At 70.7% G+C, this 15,954-nt stretch carries 15 protein-coding genes and 1 pseudogene; 11 read left to right on the top strand and 5 right to left on the bottom strand.

Annotated elements, in window-relative coordinates; all coding sequences use genetic code 11:
- The first annotated feature begins 259 nt into the window (after positions 1–259).
- Positions 260–589, top strand: a complete 330-nt coding sequence (locus tag ACWGIC_RS33915) for a hypothetical protein (RefSeq protein WP_452080000.1) — start codon at positions 260–262, stop codon at positions 587–589.
- 76 nt (positions 590–665) lie between these two features.
- Positions 666–1,490 carry a DUF72 domain-containing protein gene (locus ACWGIC_RS33920; protein ID WP_452080014.1) on the top strand — a complete coding sequence of 275 codons (825 nt, stop codon included), beginning with the start codon at positions 666–668 and terminating at the stop codon, positions 1,488–1,490.
- An 11-nt stretch (positions 1,491–1,501) separates the two neighbouring features.
- Here the strand turns inward: ACWGIC_RS33920 and ACWGIC_RS33925 are convergent, their stop codons facing one another.
- On the bottom strand, positions 1,502–2,398 hold the full coding sequence (locus ACWGIC_RS33925; protein ID WP_452080001.1) for a LysR family transcriptional regulator: 897 nt from the start codon (positions 2,396–2,398) through the stop codon (positions 1,502–1,504).
- A gap of 100 nt (positions 2,399–2,498) precedes the next feature.
- Between ACWGIC_RS33925 and ACWGIC_RS33930 the strand changes: the two genes are divergently transcribed.
- From ACWGIC_RS33930 to ACWGIC_RS33955, 6 genes are read left to right on the top strand one after another with little or no spacing between them, the layout of a single operon-like run.
- A complete protein-coding gene (locus tag ACWGIC_RS33930; RefSeq protein WP_452080002.1) occupies positions 2,499–3,689 on the top strand; it encodes a CaiB/BaiF CoA transferase family protein in 1,191 nt (396 codons plus the stop codon).
- Between the two features lie 45 nt (positions 3,690–3,734).
- Positions 3,735–5,009 carry an MFS transporter gene (locus ACWGIC_RS33935; RefSeq protein WP_452080003.1) on the top strand — a complete coding sequence of 425 codons (1,275 nt, stop codon included), beginning with the start codon at positions 3,735–3,737 and terminating at the stop codon, positions 5,007–5,009.
- On the top strand, positions 5,006–5,776 hold the full coding sequence (locus ACWGIC_RS33940) for an enoyl-CoA hydratase family protein (RefSeq protein WP_452080004.1): 771 nt from the start codon (positions 5,006–5,008) through the stop codon (positions 5,774–5,776). The genes ACWGIC_RS33935 and ACWGIC_RS33940 overlap by 4 nt, the downstream gene beginning before the upstream one ends.
- Positions 5,773–6,561, top strand: a complete 789-nt coding sequence (locus ACWGIC_RS33945) for an enoyl-CoA hydratase/isomerase family protein (RefSeq protein ID WP_452080005.1) — start codon at positions 5,773–5,775, stop codon at positions 6,559–6,561. The genes ACWGIC_RS33940 and ACWGIC_RS33945 overlap by 4 nt, the downstream gene beginning before the upstream one ends.
- Positions 6,562–6,566: 5 nt before the next feature.
- Positions 6,567–7,634, top strand: coding sequence for an acyl-CoA dehydrogenase family protein (locus tag ACWGIC_RS33950; protein ID WP_452080006.1), 1,068 nt, complete (start codon positions 6,567–6,569; stop codon positions 7,632–7,634).
- Positions 7,634–8,542 (top strand): acyl-CoA dehydrogenase family protein, encoded by a 909-nt coding sequence (locus ACWGIC_RS33955; RefSeq protein WP_452080007.1) that lies wholly within the window; start codon positions 7,634–7,636, stop codon positions 8,540–8,542. Before ACWGIC_RS33950 ends, ACWGIC_RS33955 begins: the two co-directional genes overlap by 1 nt.
- Before the next feature lie 319 nt (positions 8,543–8,861).
- Here the strand turns inward: ACWGIC_RS33955 and ACWGIC_RS33960 are convergent, their stop codons facing one another.
- The gene (locus tag ACWGIC_RS33960) at positions 8,862–9,938 is read right to left on the bottom strand and encodes a hypothetical protein (RefSeq protein ID WP_452080008.1); all 1,077 of its coding nucleotides are present in this window, start codon (positions 9,936–9,938) and stop codon (positions 8,862–8,864) included.
- 339 nt (positions 9,939–10,277) lie between these two features.
- The gene (locus tag ACWGIC_RS33965; protein WP_452080009.1) at positions 10,278–11,042 is read right to left on the bottom strand and encodes a helix-turn-helix domain-containing protein; all 765 of its coding nucleotides are present in this window, start codon (positions 11,040–11,042) and stop codon (positions 10,278–10,280) included.
- 74 nt (positions 11,043–11,116) lie between these two features.
- On the opposite strand from ACWGIC_RS33965, the gene ACWGIC_RS33970 reads away from it, so the two are divergent.
- Complete coding sequence (locus ACWGIC_RS33970; RefSeq protein ID WP_452080010.1) at positions 11,117–12,058, top strand: amidohydrolase family protein; 942 nt, start codon at positions 11,117–11,119, stop codon at positions 12,056–12,058.
- 18 nt (positions 12,059–12,076) lie between these two features.
- Positions 12,077–12,559 (top strand): annotated as a pseudogene (locus tag ACWGIC_RS33975) (GNAT family N-acetyltransferase); the annotation flags it as partial.
- 27 nt (positions 12,560–12,586) lie between these two features.
- Here ACWGIC_RS33975 and ACWGIC_RS33980 read toward each other — a convergent pair.
- Positions 12,587–12,841 carry a hypothetical protein gene (locus tag ACWGIC_RS33980; protein ID WP_452080011.1) on the bottom strand — a complete coding sequence of 85 codons (255 nt, stop codon included), beginning with the start codon at positions 12,839–12,841 and terminating at the stop codon, positions 12,587–12,589.
- On the opposite strand from ACWGIC_RS33980, the gene ACWGIC_RS33985 reads away from it, so the two are divergent.
- Positions 12,840–14,894, top strand: coding sequence for a hypothetical protein (locus tag ACWGIC_RS33985; protein ID WP_452080012.1), 2,055 nt, complete (start codon positions 12,840–12,842; stop codon positions 14,892–14,894). The two genes, ACWGIC_RS33980 and ACWGIC_RS33985, sit on opposite strands and share 2 nt — an antisense overlap.
- On the opposite strand, the gene ACWGIC_RS33990 is transcribed toward ACWGIC_RS33985, so the two are convergent.
- The gene (locus ACWGIC_RS33990) at positions 14,885–15,853 is read right to left on the bottom strand and encodes a M28 family metallopeptidase (RefSeq protein ID WP_452080013.1); all 969 of its coding nucleotides are present in this window, start codon (positions 15,851–15,853) and stop codon (positions 14,885–14,887) included. The two genes, ACWGIC_RS33985 and ACWGIC_RS33990, sit on opposite strands and share 10 nt — an antisense overlap.
- Positions 15,854–15,954: the final 101 nt, after the last annotated feature.

The raw sequence follows: 15,954 nt of genomic DNA on the forward strand, positions 1-15,954 counted from the left end.
GGGACGGCTGACCGTTTTCGGCGACGAACAGCCGGAGATCCGTCGGCGGCGAGGACTAGAGGCGCTTTTCCCGCGCTGGAACGGGAAATCTCGCTTCGCTTCCGCGCGGTGACGGCAGGCGTGCTCAAGGCGTCAGTGTGACGCTGGCCCGCACTGTCCAGTCCAATTTGACACCTGATGCGAACACATGTTCGACTCCCGTCCGGGCCGCCGGGAACCGGGGCGGCCCGGGAACGTGAACGCGAGCAGGTGACCTGAGGTGAACGAGTGGCCGTCGACCGTGCGGAAAGTGGATCCGCCGATTCCCGTGTGGGTGGGCGTGCGCAAGCTGCTCGTGCTCGGAGCCGAGATCCTCGCGCCGCGCGACCGCGCCGGGCTGCGGATCGAGACCGAGCACCCCGGATTGCTGTTCGAATGGGCGCGCCGCGAGGACGGCGGGCTGCTCGGCTGGGTCACCTACCAGCTCGTCACCGCAGACGACCAGTGGTCGCGGCCGGTCAGCCACTACGTGCCCGCGCACCTGCTCCGCCGCCGAGGACCCGCCCGGCGCCAGCAGTACGGCGACTACCGGCCCCGGACCCACGGCTGACCGCGCCCGGGTAGTAATTTCCCTTGCGAGCGAGGGGAGCGGACGAGAAGTGGCACGGCTACATGTCGGCTGCGCGATGTGGACGCACAAGGCGTGGCCGGGGCGGTTCCTGCCGCAGTCGCTGCCGGCGAAGGAGCGCCTGCGGGCCTACGCCGGCTGGTGCAACGCGGTCGAAGGCAACACCACTTTCTACGCGACCCCGGCCCGGAACACCGTCGAGACGTGGGCGCAGCAGACCGGCCCCGATTTCCGGTTCGTGGTCAAGGTGCCCAAGACCGTGACGCACGAGCGGCGGTTCGCCGGGGTCGAGACCGAGATGCGGGCGTTCCTGGACGCGCTCGAACCCCTCGGCGAGCGGGCCGTGCTGTGGACCCAGGTGCCTAGTTCGTTCGGCCCTTCGGACGTCGACGTCCTCGGCCGCTTTCTGCGGCGTCTGCCCGCCGACCGGCAGCGCGCGGTGGAGGTTCGCCACCCCGAGTTTTTCACCGATGCCCGCGCGACGTCGTTGCTGGAAGAGACGCTCGCGACCGCGGACGCCGAGTGGGTGCCGTTCGACACCACGGTCTTTTTCCAGCGTCCGCCGGCCAGCGAGGCCGAGCAGGACGCCTGGGCCAAGAAACCGCGGCTGCCGCGCCGGACGCGGGCGCTGACCGGCCGGCCGATCGTCCGCTACCTGGGCCGCGATTCGGTGGAGGAGACCGTCGAGGGGTGGCGGCCGTGGGCCGAGGTGGTCGCGGACTGGGTGCGCGAAGGTCGTTCGCCGACGGTGTTCCTGCACACTCCCGACAACGACGAAGCACCGGCGCTCGCCCGCCGGTTCCACGAGGACGTGCGCGCGTTGGCGCCTGGTCTGGACGCGTTGCCCGAGCCGGAACCGGTGGAACCCGCGACGCTGTTCTGAGCGCCGGGCGGTCAGCCGGACCGCACCAGAGCCACGACCCGTTCCACCGCCGGATCCCGTTGTCCCGCACGGACAGCCGCGACGACGGTCAGGGCCAGATTGTCGGCTGAGTCCTCTTGGTCCAACGTCCGGAACACCACCCCGGGCAGCGCGCCGGCGGGCATCTGCTCGGGCACCAGGCACACGCAGTTCCCCGCCGCGACATGGCTGATCAGGCCGGGAAGGCTGTCCGCACGGGCTCCGTCCCGCGGGGCGAAACCCGCGGCGCGGCAGGCGGCGGCGACCTGTTCGGCGAGCCCGGCCAACGCGGTCAGCGAGGGCAGCGAGAAGTTCTCCCGGGCGAGGTCGGCCAGTCGCAGGGTCGCCCGCTCGGCGAGCGGATGTCCGGCGGGCAGCGCGACGGCGAGCCGTTCGGTCGCCACCGTGCGCAGGTCGAGTCCGTCGGGGTCGGCGAGCGGGCCGCGCACGAAAGCGAGGTCGAGCCTGCCGGAGCGGACCATCGACGCGAGTTCGGCCGAGGTGTTCTGGTGCAGGTGCAGGCGCAGCCCGGGAAAGCGGTCCCGGGTCAGCCGGAGCACGCGCGGCAGAAACGTGTAGGAGATGCCGCTGATGAAGCCGAGGTGCAGTTCGCCCTCGGTGCCGCTCGCGATCCGCTGCGCGCGGCCGACGGCGGCTTGCTGCGCCTCGAGCAGGTGCCGGGCGTCGCGGGCGAACGCGGAGCCGGCCGCGGTCAGCCGCACGGCGCGGGTGCTGCGGTCCAGCAGCCGCACGCCGAGGCCGCGTTCGAGGCGCTGGATCGCCTGGCTCAGCGGCGGCTGGCTGATCGAAAGCCGCGCGGCGGCCCGGCCGAAGTGCTCCTCCTCGGCCAGCACGACGAACTGCTCCAGCAGGCGAGTCGTCAGATCCATATCCCACAGCATATGGATCAGCGGCCAAGAAGTATTGGCGGTAGATCAATGACCTCCTTTTGACTGGGCACAGCTGCCGAGAAAACAGGAGGTGCGGGCGATGTCGCCTGGCGAGGTGGACGGGAAGCCGCGAGGCCCGCTGACCGGGGTGCGGGTGGTCGAACTGGCCACCGTGATCATGGGCCCGTACGCGGGCGCGCAACTGGCCGACCTCGGCGCGGACGTCGTGAAGGTCGAGGCTCCTGGCGGGGATCCGACCCGGCACTTCGAGCCGCGCCGGCACCCCGGGATGGCGGGCGCGGCGCTGAACTTCAATCGCAACAAGCGCAGCGTGTGCCTCGACCTGAAGACCGGGACGGGGCGCGACGCGCTGCTCGCGCTGCTGGCGACCGCGGACGCGTTCATCACCAACATCCGGCCGGGCGCGCTGGCCAGGCTCGGGCTGGCGTACGACGACCTGGCGGACGGGCACCCGGGGCTCGTCTACGTGAACGCGCAGGGTTTCCGGAGCGATTCCGCACTCGGCGACAACGCCGCCTACGACGACATCCTCCAGGCCGCCTCCGGTCTGGTCTGGCTGAACGAGCAGGTCACCGGCGAGGCCTGCTACGTGCCGACGGTGCTGGCGGACAAGGTGTGCGGCCTGTTCATCGTCCAGTCCGTGCTGGCCGCGCTGCGCCATCGCGACCGCACCGGCGAGGGCCAGCACGTCGAGGTCCCGATGGCCGACACGATGATCGCGTTCACCCTCGTGGAGCACCTCGCCGGAGCCTCGCTGGAACCGCCGGAGGAGCCCGGTTACGGCTACCCGCGCGTCCTGAGCAAACAGCGCCGGGCGTGCCGCACGGCGGACGGGTGGATGTGCATCCTGCCGTACAACGACCGCAACTGGCGCGATTTCTTCGCCCGGGCGGGCCGTCCCGAGCTTTCCGCCGACCCGCGCTTCGCGAGCATGCCGGCCCGGGTCGCGCACGCGGACGAACTGTACGAGCGGGTCCGCGAGCTGACCCCGCAGTTCACTTCCGCCCAGTGGCAGGAGTTCTGCGACCGCGTCAGCATCCCCGCGCATCCCGTGTACAGCCTCCAGGAAGCGGCCGAGAGCGACTACGCCCGGCAGGGCGGTCTCGTCCGGACCGTCCAGCACCCGACCGAGGGCGCCTGCCGCCTCGTGGCCCCGCCGGTGCGCTACTCCCGCACGCCGCCGGGGATCTACCGGCATTTCCCCGCGGTCGGCGCGGACACCGCCGAAGTGCTGGCCGAAGCCGGTTTCGACCCAGCCCGCCTCGGCTGATCCGAGCCCGTCCCCACGACAACGTCGTCGTCCCGAGGAGAACCCATGGCGCCGCCCGAACCCCTCGCCCCGCGTCCCGGAAGGGCGTGGACCGTCACCGCTCTCGTGCTGCTGTTCCTGCTGATCAACTACGCGGACAAGACAGTCGTCGGCCTCGCCGCCGAGCCGGTCATGAAGGACCTCGGCCTCGGCGAGGAGCAGTACGCCTTCGTCCAGTCCAGTTTCTATTTCCTGTTCAGCGTTTCCGGCATCGTCGTCGGGTTCGCCGCGGCGAAACGCCGCACTACGCGGGTCATGGTGGTGCTCGCCCTCGTCTGGGGACTGACCGCGCTGCCCATGGCCGCCGGGCTTGGCTTCGGCGCCCTGGTCGCGTCGCGGATCGCGCTCGGCGCGGCGGAAGGGCCCGCGGTGCCCGCGGCGACGCACACTGTCTACGGCTGGTTCCCCACGCGCGACCGCGCGCTGCCCAACGCGTTGGTCCACATTGGACCGACGCTCGGCGTCGTGGCGAGCGCGCCGCTGCTCAGCTGGATCATCGCGGATTTCGGCTACCGGACCGCGTTCGGCGTGCTGTTCGCGCTTTCCGTGCTGTGGGCGGGGGCGTGGCTGCTGTTCGCGAACGACGGCCCGTACGCCAAATCCGCCCCGCCGGCTGGCGCGAGCCGCGAACCGGTGCCGTACCGCGTGTTCTTCCGCTCCGGGACGGTGCTCGGCGCGATCCTCACCGGTTTCGTCGCGTTCTGGGCGACCGCCACCGCGTTGGGCTTCCTGCCTCGTTACCTGTCCGCCGGGCTCGGGATCGGACCTCAGCAGGCAGGCACTCTCTCCGCGTTGCCGTCGCTGTTCGCGACCGTCGTGATCGTGGTGATGGGGGCGGTTTCCACGCGGTTCCGGCGCGGGGGAGCGGGCAGCCGCCGGGCGTACTGCCTGCCCGGGACGGCGCTGCTCGCGATCTCCGGCGCCGCGATGATTCTCTTCCCGCACACGGAAAAGGTCACGGCGATCGTGCTGATCACGATCGCGTTCGGGCTGCCGAGCGCGTTCTATCCGATGGTGTGGCTGCTGATCGGGGAGCTGGTTCCGCCGGAGCGCCGGCTCGCCGTGACCGCCGCGACGACCGCTGTCGCCACTTCGGCGGGGGTCTTCGCGCCGCTGGTGATGGGCGGCTTCCTCACCGCGGAAAACGGGTACGCGGCGGGGTTCGGGGTGTGCGGCGCGCTGCTGCTGGCAGGAGCCGTCGTGGGCGCGGTGCTGATCAATCCGGAGCGAGATCAGCAGCGGCTGCCCGTGCTCTCCCGGAAAAGCGTCAGTGCCGCATGAGGCGCACCGATGAAGACGGAATCGCCACCCTCGTCCTCGACTCGCCGCACAACCGCAACGCTCTGTCGGTCCGGCTGGCCGGCGAACTCGCCGCGCAGCTGAGCCGAGCCGCCGAGGACCGGGCCGTCCGCGCGGTGCTGCTCACGCACACCGGCGAGACGTTCTGCTCGGGAGTCGACCTGGCCGAAGCTCGCGCGGGTACGGGTCTCGCCGCCGAGCAGCTGGCGAACCTGCTGCGCAGGGTCGTCGAGATGCCGAAACCCGTGGTCGCTCGCGTGACCGGACATGCCAGGGCGGGAGGGATCGGGCTGCTCGGCGCGTGCGACATCGTCGTCGCGGGCCCCGCCGCGAGCTTCGCGTTCACCGAGGTCCGCCTCGGGCTCGCCCCGGCTGTCCTGTCGGCCGCCGTGCTCCCGCGCGTGGATTCGCGGGCCGCCTCTCGCTACTACCTCACCGGAGAACGCTTCGACCCCGCCGAGGCCGCTCGGATCGGACTGATCACGCTGGCCGCGGACGACGTCGACGAGGCGCTCGAACCGGTGCTCGCCGGACTGCGCTCGGCCGCACCCGGGGCACTCGCCGCCGCCAAACACCTGACCACGACGGCAACGCGGCAATTCTTCGACGCTCACGCGGACGAACTGGCTGCCCTCGCCGCGCGGCTCGGAGAGGGCGTCGAGGCACGGGAAGGGATCGCCTCCTTCCTCGAACGCCGAAGCCCGGCCTGGGCGGCAACCCGTTTCGCCATCAGAAAGGAGACGCGATGATTTCCCCACCCGGTCTCGATGTCCGCGTCGAAGACCACATCGGCTGGATCGTCCTGGACCGGCCGCGGCAGAAGAACGCCTTCACCGGCGACATGCTGCGTGCTTGGGCCGAGGCGTACCGCGCTTTCCAAACGGACGACCAGGTTCGCGCCGTCGTCGTCACCGGCACCGGGGACGCTTTCTGCGCGGGCGCCGACCTCGGCGACCTTGCCCAGGCCCGGACCCCGCTGGGCAGCAGGCGGCTGATGACCGAGCACGTGCACCCGGTGGCCAAAGCCGCCGAGGATCTCGCCAAACCGCTGATCGCCGCCGTCAACGGGGCGGCGGTCGGCGCGGGCATGGACATGGCCCTGATGTGCGATTACCGGATCGCCTCCGAACGCGCGCGGTTTTCCGAAGGGTACGTGCGGGTCGGCCTCGTGCCCGGCGACGGCGGCTGCCATTACCTGCCGAGGATCGTGGGCCGGTCGCGAGCGCTGCGGCTGCTGTGGACCGGCGAGTTCGTCGACGCGGAGCAGGCGCTGGCCTGGGGACTGGCGGACGAGACCTGCCCGCACGACCAGTTGGCGGCGCGGGCCCGGGAATTCGCCGGGACGCTGGCGGCGCGGCCGCCGGTCGCCGTCGAGCTGATCAAACGCGCGGTCCAGGCGGGCGAGCACGCGGACCTGCGCACGTCGCTGGACCTGATCGCCTCGCACCAAGCCGTCGTCCAGGCGACCGCCGACTCCGCCGAAGCGCTCGCGGCGTTCGTCGGCAAGCGTCCGCCGCACTACCTCGGGGAGTGAGCCAGATGACCGAAAACCTTCGCCGCCGGGTCCGGGAGTTCCTCGCCGCCCGGCCGTTCGCCCCTCGCTGCGATTCCTGGGCGGGCGCGTACGACCTGGACTTCAGCCGCGCACTCGGCGAAGCCGGGCTGCTGGCCGTCTCCTGGCCGGAGCGCCTCGGCGGTGGTGGCGGCACCGCTGTCGACCGGCTCGTCGTCACCGAGGAACTGCTGCGCGCCGGGGCTCCGCTGGCCGCGCACTGGGTGGGGGAACGCCAGATCGGCCCGACCCTGCTCCGGCACGGCAGCCCTGAGCTGCAGGAGGAATTCTGCCCGCGGCTGGCGCGCGCGGAGTGCACCTTCGCGCTGGGGATGAGCGAACCGGACGCCGGTTCGGACCTGGCTTCGCTGCGCACGTCCGCGGTCCGGGACGGCGACGGCTGGCGCATCACCGGGCGCAAGATCTGGACCAGCGGCGCGCACCGAGCCAGCCACCTGTACGTCCTGGCGCGCACCTCCCGCGAAGCCGACCGCCACGACGGATTGACGGAGTTCGTCGTCGCGACGGACACTCCGGGGATCACCGTCTCGCCGATCCGGGACCTGCGCGGCGAACACCATTTCAACGAGGTCGTCCTGGACGAGGTGGCCGTTCCGGACCGATGGGTGATCGGCCGGGCCGGAGAGGGCTGGCGGCAGGTCGTCGGGCAGCTCGCGTTCGAACGGGGCGGGGCGGAACGGTTCCTCTCGACCTATCCGCTGCTGTCGGCCGTGCTCACCGCAGGACTCGCCGACGACACCGCCCGCCGCGAGCTGCGTGCGCTGGCCGCGCGACTGCAGATCCTGCGCGCCTGGGTGCTGGAGACCGCGCGAGTGCTCGACGCCGGGGGTTCCCCCGTGGTTCAGGCCGCGACGAGCAAGTACCTCGGCCATCAGTTCGAGCTGAGCGTCATCGAGTGGGCGCGGCCGCTCATGCCGCGAGCCGCTCCGGCCGTCCGCGCGCTCTACGACCAGGCCCTCGCCGCCGCGCCCGCCTCCGGCCTCCGGGGCGGCGCGGCTCCCGTCATGCTGTCGATGATCGCCAAGGACAACTGATGACCACACCTGCACTGGAAGCCGATCTGGACGCCTCGGTCAGCGAGGTGATCGCGAGCTGGGAACGACCCGGCGACCTGCGCGAACAGTGGCGGATCGCCGCCGGGCTCGGCTGGACCGCCATCCTGGACGAGTTCCGCGCCGACGATGCCCGGGACCTCGTCGACGCGGCCTGCGGCGCGGTCACCGCCCTCGGCCGCGGAGGGATCGCGCTCCCGCTCCGCCAGACTCTCGTCGCCCGCGCCGCGGCTCGGGCGACAGTGTCCACAGTGGACGCCATCTGTGTGCACCCGGCCGCACAAGGGATCTGGGCACCGATCGCGGATGTCCTGGTCGCCGCGGATGGCAGCGTCGCCGAGGGCGCGCCCGCCGAGACCGGACGAGATCTCGCGGACCGGCCGTACAGCCCCGTGCTGCCATCGGAGATCCCGTTGCGGCTCACCGCTTTGTCCGAAATCCTCCGGCACCAGGAGATGCTCGGCGCGGCCCAAGGCGCGGTCGCCGAAGCTCGCCGCTATGTCACCGAACGCGTCCAGTTCGGCAAGCCGTTGACCGCCATCCCCGCCGTCCGGACCACGCTGGGACAGCTGAAAGTCGACCTCCGGCAGCTGGAAACGGTCACGCACGAGGCGAGGCTGCGCCTTTTCGGCGAAGATCGCGCGCTCGCCTTCGCACTGGCCACCGCCCGCGAGGTCGCTGCGGCGGTGGCCCCGCGGATCGCGCAAACCGCGCATCAGCTGCACGGCGCGATGGGCGTCACGTACGAGGCCGCACTGCATTGGCGAACCCGGCTGCTGTGGGCGGATTGCGACGAGGGCGCGCGGTGGGGCGACGACGGCGGCGCCGCGATGCCGCTCGACGAGACGGAGCTCTGGTCGCTGACCGCTCCGGGCGGCCTCGTCACCTGACCCGCTCGGCCCGGTGCCAGGTCAGCCGGAACTGCACCGGGCGGTCCGGGCCTCCGCTGAGCCGCAGCAGACCGTCCGCGGTCAGTTCGGCCCAGTGCGGTCGCCCGGCTCCCGCGGTGAATCGCGTTCCTGACCGGGCAAGTCGCCGTCGCCGAGGCCGCTGTGGACGACCATCGCCGCGCGGTGGCTCATCTGCGGGCTGCGGAAACCTATCTCGACCAGGCCGGTGCAGCAGCGGCCCCCCGGTGGGCGCCTGCCACTCCGCCGCTCTGTCACACCATCACGCCGCTGTCCGGGCTTGCCTGCGGCCGCCCACCGCCTATTCCGCCGCGCGCTCGGTGGTGCACAAGGCGACCAAGCTCAGCCGCGCGGCGGCCTGAACCGGTTCCGCTCCGCGGCCGACGCCGAGGCGGATTTCCTCAGCGCTGCCAAGGGATTCGGTGACGACCCGGCGGCGCACGGCCGCGAGCGGCCCGAGTCCGGACAACGCCGTCGCCACCTCTTCGGCGACCGCCGTCCCGTCCGGGCTCGCCACGGCCATGCCGACGGTGGCCGCGCCGGACAACCATTCGGCGCGCACGTCCGAGAGCCGCCCGACCCGGTGCGCCGGGCAGGATCCAGCACGCGCCCATCCGAGCAGTTCGTCGCCGTCCGGAGCGCAGACCAGCAGCACGTCGCTGGCCGCGGCCACCGAGCGCAGAGCCTCGCGCCGATCCGAGGCCGCGTAACCGAACTCGCGGGGATGCGGTCCCCGCAACCGCGGAAACAGCTGCCGCAACGCTTTCACCGCGTCGGCGGCGTCCTCGGCGGGCGTCTCCGGCGCCACGACATACGAGACCTGGTCCGGATCGATCCCGCTCAACAACGCCTGGTCCAGCACGGCCGCCCGCACCGAATCCTGCCGGGCGCTCGCGACGACCGCCGCCGCGGGCTCCGGCGAGCCGACCACCAGCACCGTGTCGCCGCGCAAGGCGAATCTGCGCGCCCGCGCCGCCGCCGACGCCACCGCCCGCCCCGGTTCCGTCCCGATTTCGGACACCGCGACAAGAAGCCGCCTGGTGCGCACGACTGCCGACCACTGCTCGAGCAGTTCCCGCGCGGCCGCCCGCCCGGGCACGTCGGCGATTCCGGCCGCTACGGCGAGCCCGGCCGGCTGGCCGTCCTGGTCCAGGTACGACATCGCGCAGACGACGGCGTCGCTTTCTCCCTCCGCCGCGCAAACGTCGGCGACCCGGGCCGGAAAGCCGAGCCCGCGGGCGTGGTCGGCCAGGAGCGGAGCAGCCGGGCAGCGCACCGCTCCCCTCCGGGGATGGCCGAACCGGCCGGCCACGAGGAGTTCGCCGGGTGCGAGGCCGGAGGTGCGAAAGGAAAAACGTTCCAGGGACCTGCCGACCATAATCACTCCAGAAAGGGGAACGAGGGGCGTTTCTTCGACGCGAGCGCGGTGATCATCGGGCGCTCCGACTATCGCAAGCGGAGGCCCGCCGCCACAACGAAACCGCCGCTGCGCCACTCGTTCGGGGACACCTCCGCACGAGCGGTCGCGCGGCCGGAATTGCGGGAACGCGGAAGCCGGAAATCCCGGTCTCGAATTCTGGGAAATATCGCGGGCGGCCGAGGAAACCGGAGAGAAAATGAATGCGAGTAACATTCGCAACGACTCGGACCTTCTGCGGGACGCGGTCGTTGCGGTGCCGAAGAGGATCGATCGCGGGCCCGGCGGCGGAACGGCTCCCTACTCGGCGGGGACGAACGCGATCAGCCGCTGATGGGGATCGTCGAGGACTTGCAGCACCACTTGGTCCAGTGTCTCCTCGGCGCCGTCCGGGAGACGGAGGCGCACCCGGAGGCGGGTGTGCGGCCGGACGACGTCGTTGCGTTCCCAGAGGGCGGCGAAGGCGGGGTCCGTGCGGAGCAGTTCGTCGATCCAGTCCCCGGCGGGCGGACCGGCCGGCGTGCTCGCGCGCACGATGCCGATCACCGTGCGCCGCATCGCTTCCAGGTCCGGGAAACGGCTCTGGAACAGCGGATCGGTGAACAGCATCTGCACGTACCGGCGGCGCTCCGGCGGGACCGCGCCGAAATCGGTCAGCAGCCGCGCGGCCGCCGCGTTCCAGGCCAGGACCGCCGTCGCCGGTCCGACGAGGATCGCGGGCACGTCTCCCATCCGGTCGACGAGGCGGCGCAGCGGATCGCTCGGCTCGGGGTTCTCCGGCGGGGCGTCGGAGACGGAGACGAGGTCCAGTGCGTACCGCGTCTGGTCGGCGTCGAGCCCGAGGACGGCAGCAACGCGACGGATCACGTCGGTGCTCGGCATGACCCGGCCCTGCTCGATCCTCGTGTAGTACTCGTCGCTGATGAAGGCCGCCGCCGCGACTTCACCGCGCCGAAGACCGGGCACCTGCCGTCGCCCCCGTCCGGCGGAGACCGGCGGCGCGGCCTCGTCCCGCCGAGCGTGCAGGAAAGCCCCGAGCTGCGTGAGCCGCGGGTCGCGCGCCATCACCGAGGATCCCGGGGGAGGGGGATCGGATTCCTCCCCTCCCGCGCCGGGTGTACGCGCGGCACGGTGGAGGCATGATCGACCGCGAACGCATCGACGTCCACACCCACCTGGTCCCTCCGTTCTGGGGCGAGGCCCTCGCACAGCACGGCGGCGATTCGTCCGGCTGGACGCTGCCGCCGTGGACGCCCGACGACCACCTGAAATTCATGGACGCCAACGGCATCGCCACGAGCGTACTGTCGCTCACCGCCCCGAGCGTCGCGGGCTGGTCCGGCGCGGCGCGGCGCGAGACGGCCCGCCGGGTCAACGAATACACCGCCGACCTGGTGCGGGAACGCCCGGACCGGTTCGGATTGTTCGCCACCCTCCCGTTGCCGGATGTCGACGGAGCAGTGGCGGAAGTCGACCACGCCTTCGGAGCGCTGGGGGCCGACGGAGTGGTGCTCCTGTCCAACTACGACGGTGCTTACCTGGGCGACGACCGTTACTCGCCGCTGTGGGAGGCGCTGGATCGGCACCGGGCAGTGGTCTTCGTCCATCCCGCGCGTCCGCTCGTCCCGGTGCTGCCCGGGATTCCGGGGCCGTTGGTGGATTATCCGTTCGACACCACCCGCAACGCGGTGCACATGGTGTTCCACGGGATCACCGAGCGGTACCCGAACGTGCGGATCATCCTTGCGCACGCGGGCGGATTCGTGCCCTTCGCGGCGTTGCGGTTCTGCCAGCTGCAGGCCGCGCTGGAGCCCGCCGGGCCGACCGCGGAGGAGTTTCTGGCCCGGTTCCGCAGTTTCTATTGGGACACGGCGTTGTCGTCGGGGGAGTACGCTTTCGGTGCGCTGACCCGGTTCGCTGAGCCTGGGCGGATTTTGTATGGCAGTGACTTTCCTTATGCGCCAGCGGAAGTAGGGGGTCGCTTCACTGAGATGCTGGACGCGGAGAGCGGGTTGACTGCTGAGCAGTCTTTGGCGATCGACTGCGGGAACGCCCGCGCGCTGTTTCCTCGGCTGGGGTGACAGGGGGGCTGCTCTCGAATGCCGCGTCGCTGCCGAGATGGCAGACTCGAAGGAGATTCCTGCCCCGCGACGATTGGCTTTCCCTCAGTGACCACCGACCATCCGGGCGAAGCAAGTGCCTCAGTGACCCTTGCCGGACGCCTGACGCGGCTGCGGGAGTTCCGTTCGTCCGACGGCGCGGACGCGTTCGCGATCGTCGGCGACGACCGGGTGACCCGGTTCTTGTCGTTCGACAGCCGGAGCAGAACCGCCGCTCAATCGATGATCGACGACGCCGTCGAGCGGGCGAAAGTTCAGCCGCGCAACGAGTATTACCTGGCCATGACCCGGCTCGGCGACGATCGTCTGATCGGATTCTGCCGCCTCGGCCTGACCGGTGCGCGGGCAGCGAAACTCGGTTACGCCGTCGCAGCCGAACACTGGGGCAACGGCTACGCGTCCGACGCGGTGCGGAGCGTGCTCGGGTTCGCGTTCGGCCCGCTTGCCCTCCACCGGGTGACCGCGGCCATCGGCCCCGACAACACAGCCTCACAGAAAGTGGCAGAACGACTGGGGTTCGTCCGCGAGGGTGTCCTGCGCGATCACGTGTTCACGAACGGATTTTGGCGGGATTCCGTTCTCTACTCCATCCTTCCCGACGAATGGCGTAAACAGCAGCACACCTGGCCACCCCGGATCCCCACCACCGTCCCTCTTGGCACAGCCCTCGATCGGGTAGCGCCGCCGCGAGCGAAACCCCATGCCGCCGAAATTGTCGGTGCCCGCCGATACCGTGCCCCACATGACGCTTCTGAGGTTCTGCGAGGAAGACGAGTACCTGCCCGACTACGGCACCATCGTGCTTCGAGACATACCCCGCAACGAAAGTCTGCCCGCGCTGGACAACGAACTGCTCGGCGAAAACGCGACGGAGGCCTTGTCCGGCACGGTGGCGACGGCAGGCGACGGTTGGCTGCACGGCACGGCCGGCGATCCCTGGCAGGCCGTTCGCTGCGAGGCGCACGACAGCCCGCCGGAACTGCGCCTCGAAAACTGGGAAGAGATCGTCGAGTCGCCCTTCCACAGCCCGTCGGGGGTCGTGAGCCTGGGATCACTGACAGGCGGGACCTGGGGCGAGGAACTGGATCTGGGAGCGAAAGGGCTTTTCCGCGTCCGGATGTGCCGGAAAACGGCGGAACCCGGGGAGGAGGGCGACGTCTGGCTGTTCCAGTTCTGGCCGGTGCCGGACGAGGCGGAACCACCGCGCTGGCTCAAACGCACGCGTCCGGCGGTTCACCGGGAAGACCCCGGCTGGCAGCAGGTGCTCGGGTACCACATCATCGAAGTGTCGTGGTATTTCACGCTTGTCGGCATGCAGCGCCCGGACAATTGGCTGGACGAACCGTTGCCCGGCGAAGAGCAACCGTCGGAGAGCGTGTGCGCCCAGTTGGGTGTCGAGCCTCCGCGTGCGCGACGGGACGCGGTTCCGTTGCTGCTCGCTGCGGGGCTGCTTGTGGAGGACGGCACCGGCGGTTACTCGGCGGGAAATCCGCGGCGTGCCACGGAAGTGCTCGACCTCCCGGCCGACCTGGCGGCCCGGATGGATGCTGCCGCGGTCCGTGCGGCGTACGCCTGGCTCGCGGCCGACGTCGTCAGCATCGCGGCCTGGTCGAATCCGGCGCGCGTCGAGGATTTGGCTGCCCTGCTGGCGGTCCCGGAGGAAATAGTCGAGCCATTGCTGGAGTATTCGGTCAGCGACAAGCTGATCCGCCGGGAAAACGATGCCGTCACAGCCCTTCCCCGGCGGCCGCCGCGGATCGAGCCGGTACCTCAGCGTGTGGAGACCGTTCGCGGGAAGGAAACCGAAACTGCGCCCGGTGCTCCGCCGAAAGCGGGGTTCGTTTCCGGCGACGGCACGGTTGTCGTGTGGCGTGCGGGAGAGCCTGTGGTCCTCGCCCGGGTCGCGAGCGACTACCGCTATCGCGCATTCGAGACTCTGGCAGGTGTTTACGTCGCCGCGTCCGCTGAGCAAGGACAACTCATCGACTGGTCCGGGGCCGCCAGCCAGCTGCCGGTGGACTTGGGGTTCGTGCCGGTCCGCAGCGCTGACGGGCGGTATTTGGCCGGTGTGCAGACGCACGTCGGCCGAAAAACGTGGGACCAGGTGCATTTGTACGACGTGGCGACGGAAAAGACGTGGAGCCTGCCAAAGGCGGACGAGCTGACCCGAAACGTCCTGGGCATCCACGACGGCGCTGTCTACTTCGCCACCAGGTTGGGAGACGGGACGTTCACCGCTTCCCGCTGGACTCCGGGCGACGAACCTGTCGACCTCGCCTCGCCACTGCATCGGCTCGACCCGTTGTCCGGAGCCCAGTTGCGCGAGGAAGCCGGGGGAATGGCGGCGTTCACGGTGCACGGGGAGCATCATGAGGTGCCGGATCCCCATCGCTGGCGCTTCGTGCCGGGCGGCGCGCGGATGTATTCGTTCCGGTACCAGCCGCCCGCCGTGGAGTTGCTTGATCTGTCCACCGGGACGGTCACCGCGCAATCGCTGCCCGAGGGCTGCGATCTGGGCGAAACCGTTCCGACCGCACCGATCTGGGAAACTCCCGACACGCTGGTGTTCTCCCAGCCGCACCACGCGTCGACCCGCCGCGTCATCCGATGGCATGTGCCGGGAAACGCGTTCGAGCATTTCGACCTGCCCGAGATCGCCGGATACCGGCCGTTCCTGATCGAGCCGATCCTGGTCGGCAAGCCCGACGCCGGACAGGCCGGTGCTCCGGATCGCCGCCGTTCGCACGGCGACGACCCGGAGCAGCTGCCCAGCTCTGCCTCTCAGGTTCAGCGATGAGCCGCTGCGACCGGATTGGCGACAGCCAGCTTCCACACCGCGTATCCGATGGCGTCGGAGTTCTTCTCCAGCGGCGTGTCCGGGATGTTCGAGGTCGTGTCGCACGCTCGGTGGTAGCAGTTGTCGAACGCTGCGCCCGCCGTGCCGCCCCACTTCTGCGCCTGCTCGTAGCTCTTGATGTCGCCCGCGCCGGTCGCGAGGCCGCCGACCGGGATCCCGGCGCGCTTGAACGACGCGTGGTCGGACCGGCCGTCGCCCTCGGTGTCTCCCTCGGTCTCGATGCCGACGGAGGCGAAGTACTCGTCGAAGACGGCCTTGACCGACGCGACGTCGTCGTAGACGAAGTAGCCCCAGTTCTTCGAGCCGATCATGTCGAAGTTGAGGTAGGTCTTGATTTTCGCGCGCTCGGTGCTCGACAGCGTGCTGACGTAGTACCGCGAGCCGACCATGCCGGACTCCTCGTCGGCCCACCACGCGAACCGGACGCGCTTGGCCATCGCCGGGTTGGTGCGGGCCAGCGTCAGCGCGACCTCGAGGATCGACGCGCTGCCGGAACCGTTGTCGTTGATGCCGGGGCCCGCGCTCACCGAGTCGAGGTGCGCGCCGAGCATGAGGACCTGGTTCGCGTCGCCCTGCGGCCATTCGGCGATCAGGTTCTGCGACCGTCCGGTGCAGTTCGTGCAGGTCTGCCGTTTCGTGGTGTAGCCGGCGTTCTTGAGCAGGCCTTCCACATAGGACACCGACGCCGCGTAACCGCCGCCGCGCGGCGAACGCGTGCCGCCGTTGTTGCGGGCGATGGTCTGCAGCTGGTTGAGATGCGTCTTGATGTTGGCCAGGGAGATGTCCGGCGCGGCGAGCGTCGAGGCGGGCGCGGCGGTGGCCGCGGGCACGCTGACGACGACGCCCAGTACCGCCGCCAGGGCGGTGACCCCGGCGCCGATTCGTGTCTTCCATTTCATGGCGGTGCGTTCCTTCGGTTGGGGGAGCGGGGTTCCTCGGGGATCCGGCCCGCGCGGCCGGGCCCCGCCGCTCGGCGGAGAGCGGGGCCCGGCCCTGTCTA

This window comes from Amycolatopsis sp. NPDC054798, assembly GCF_053611505.1.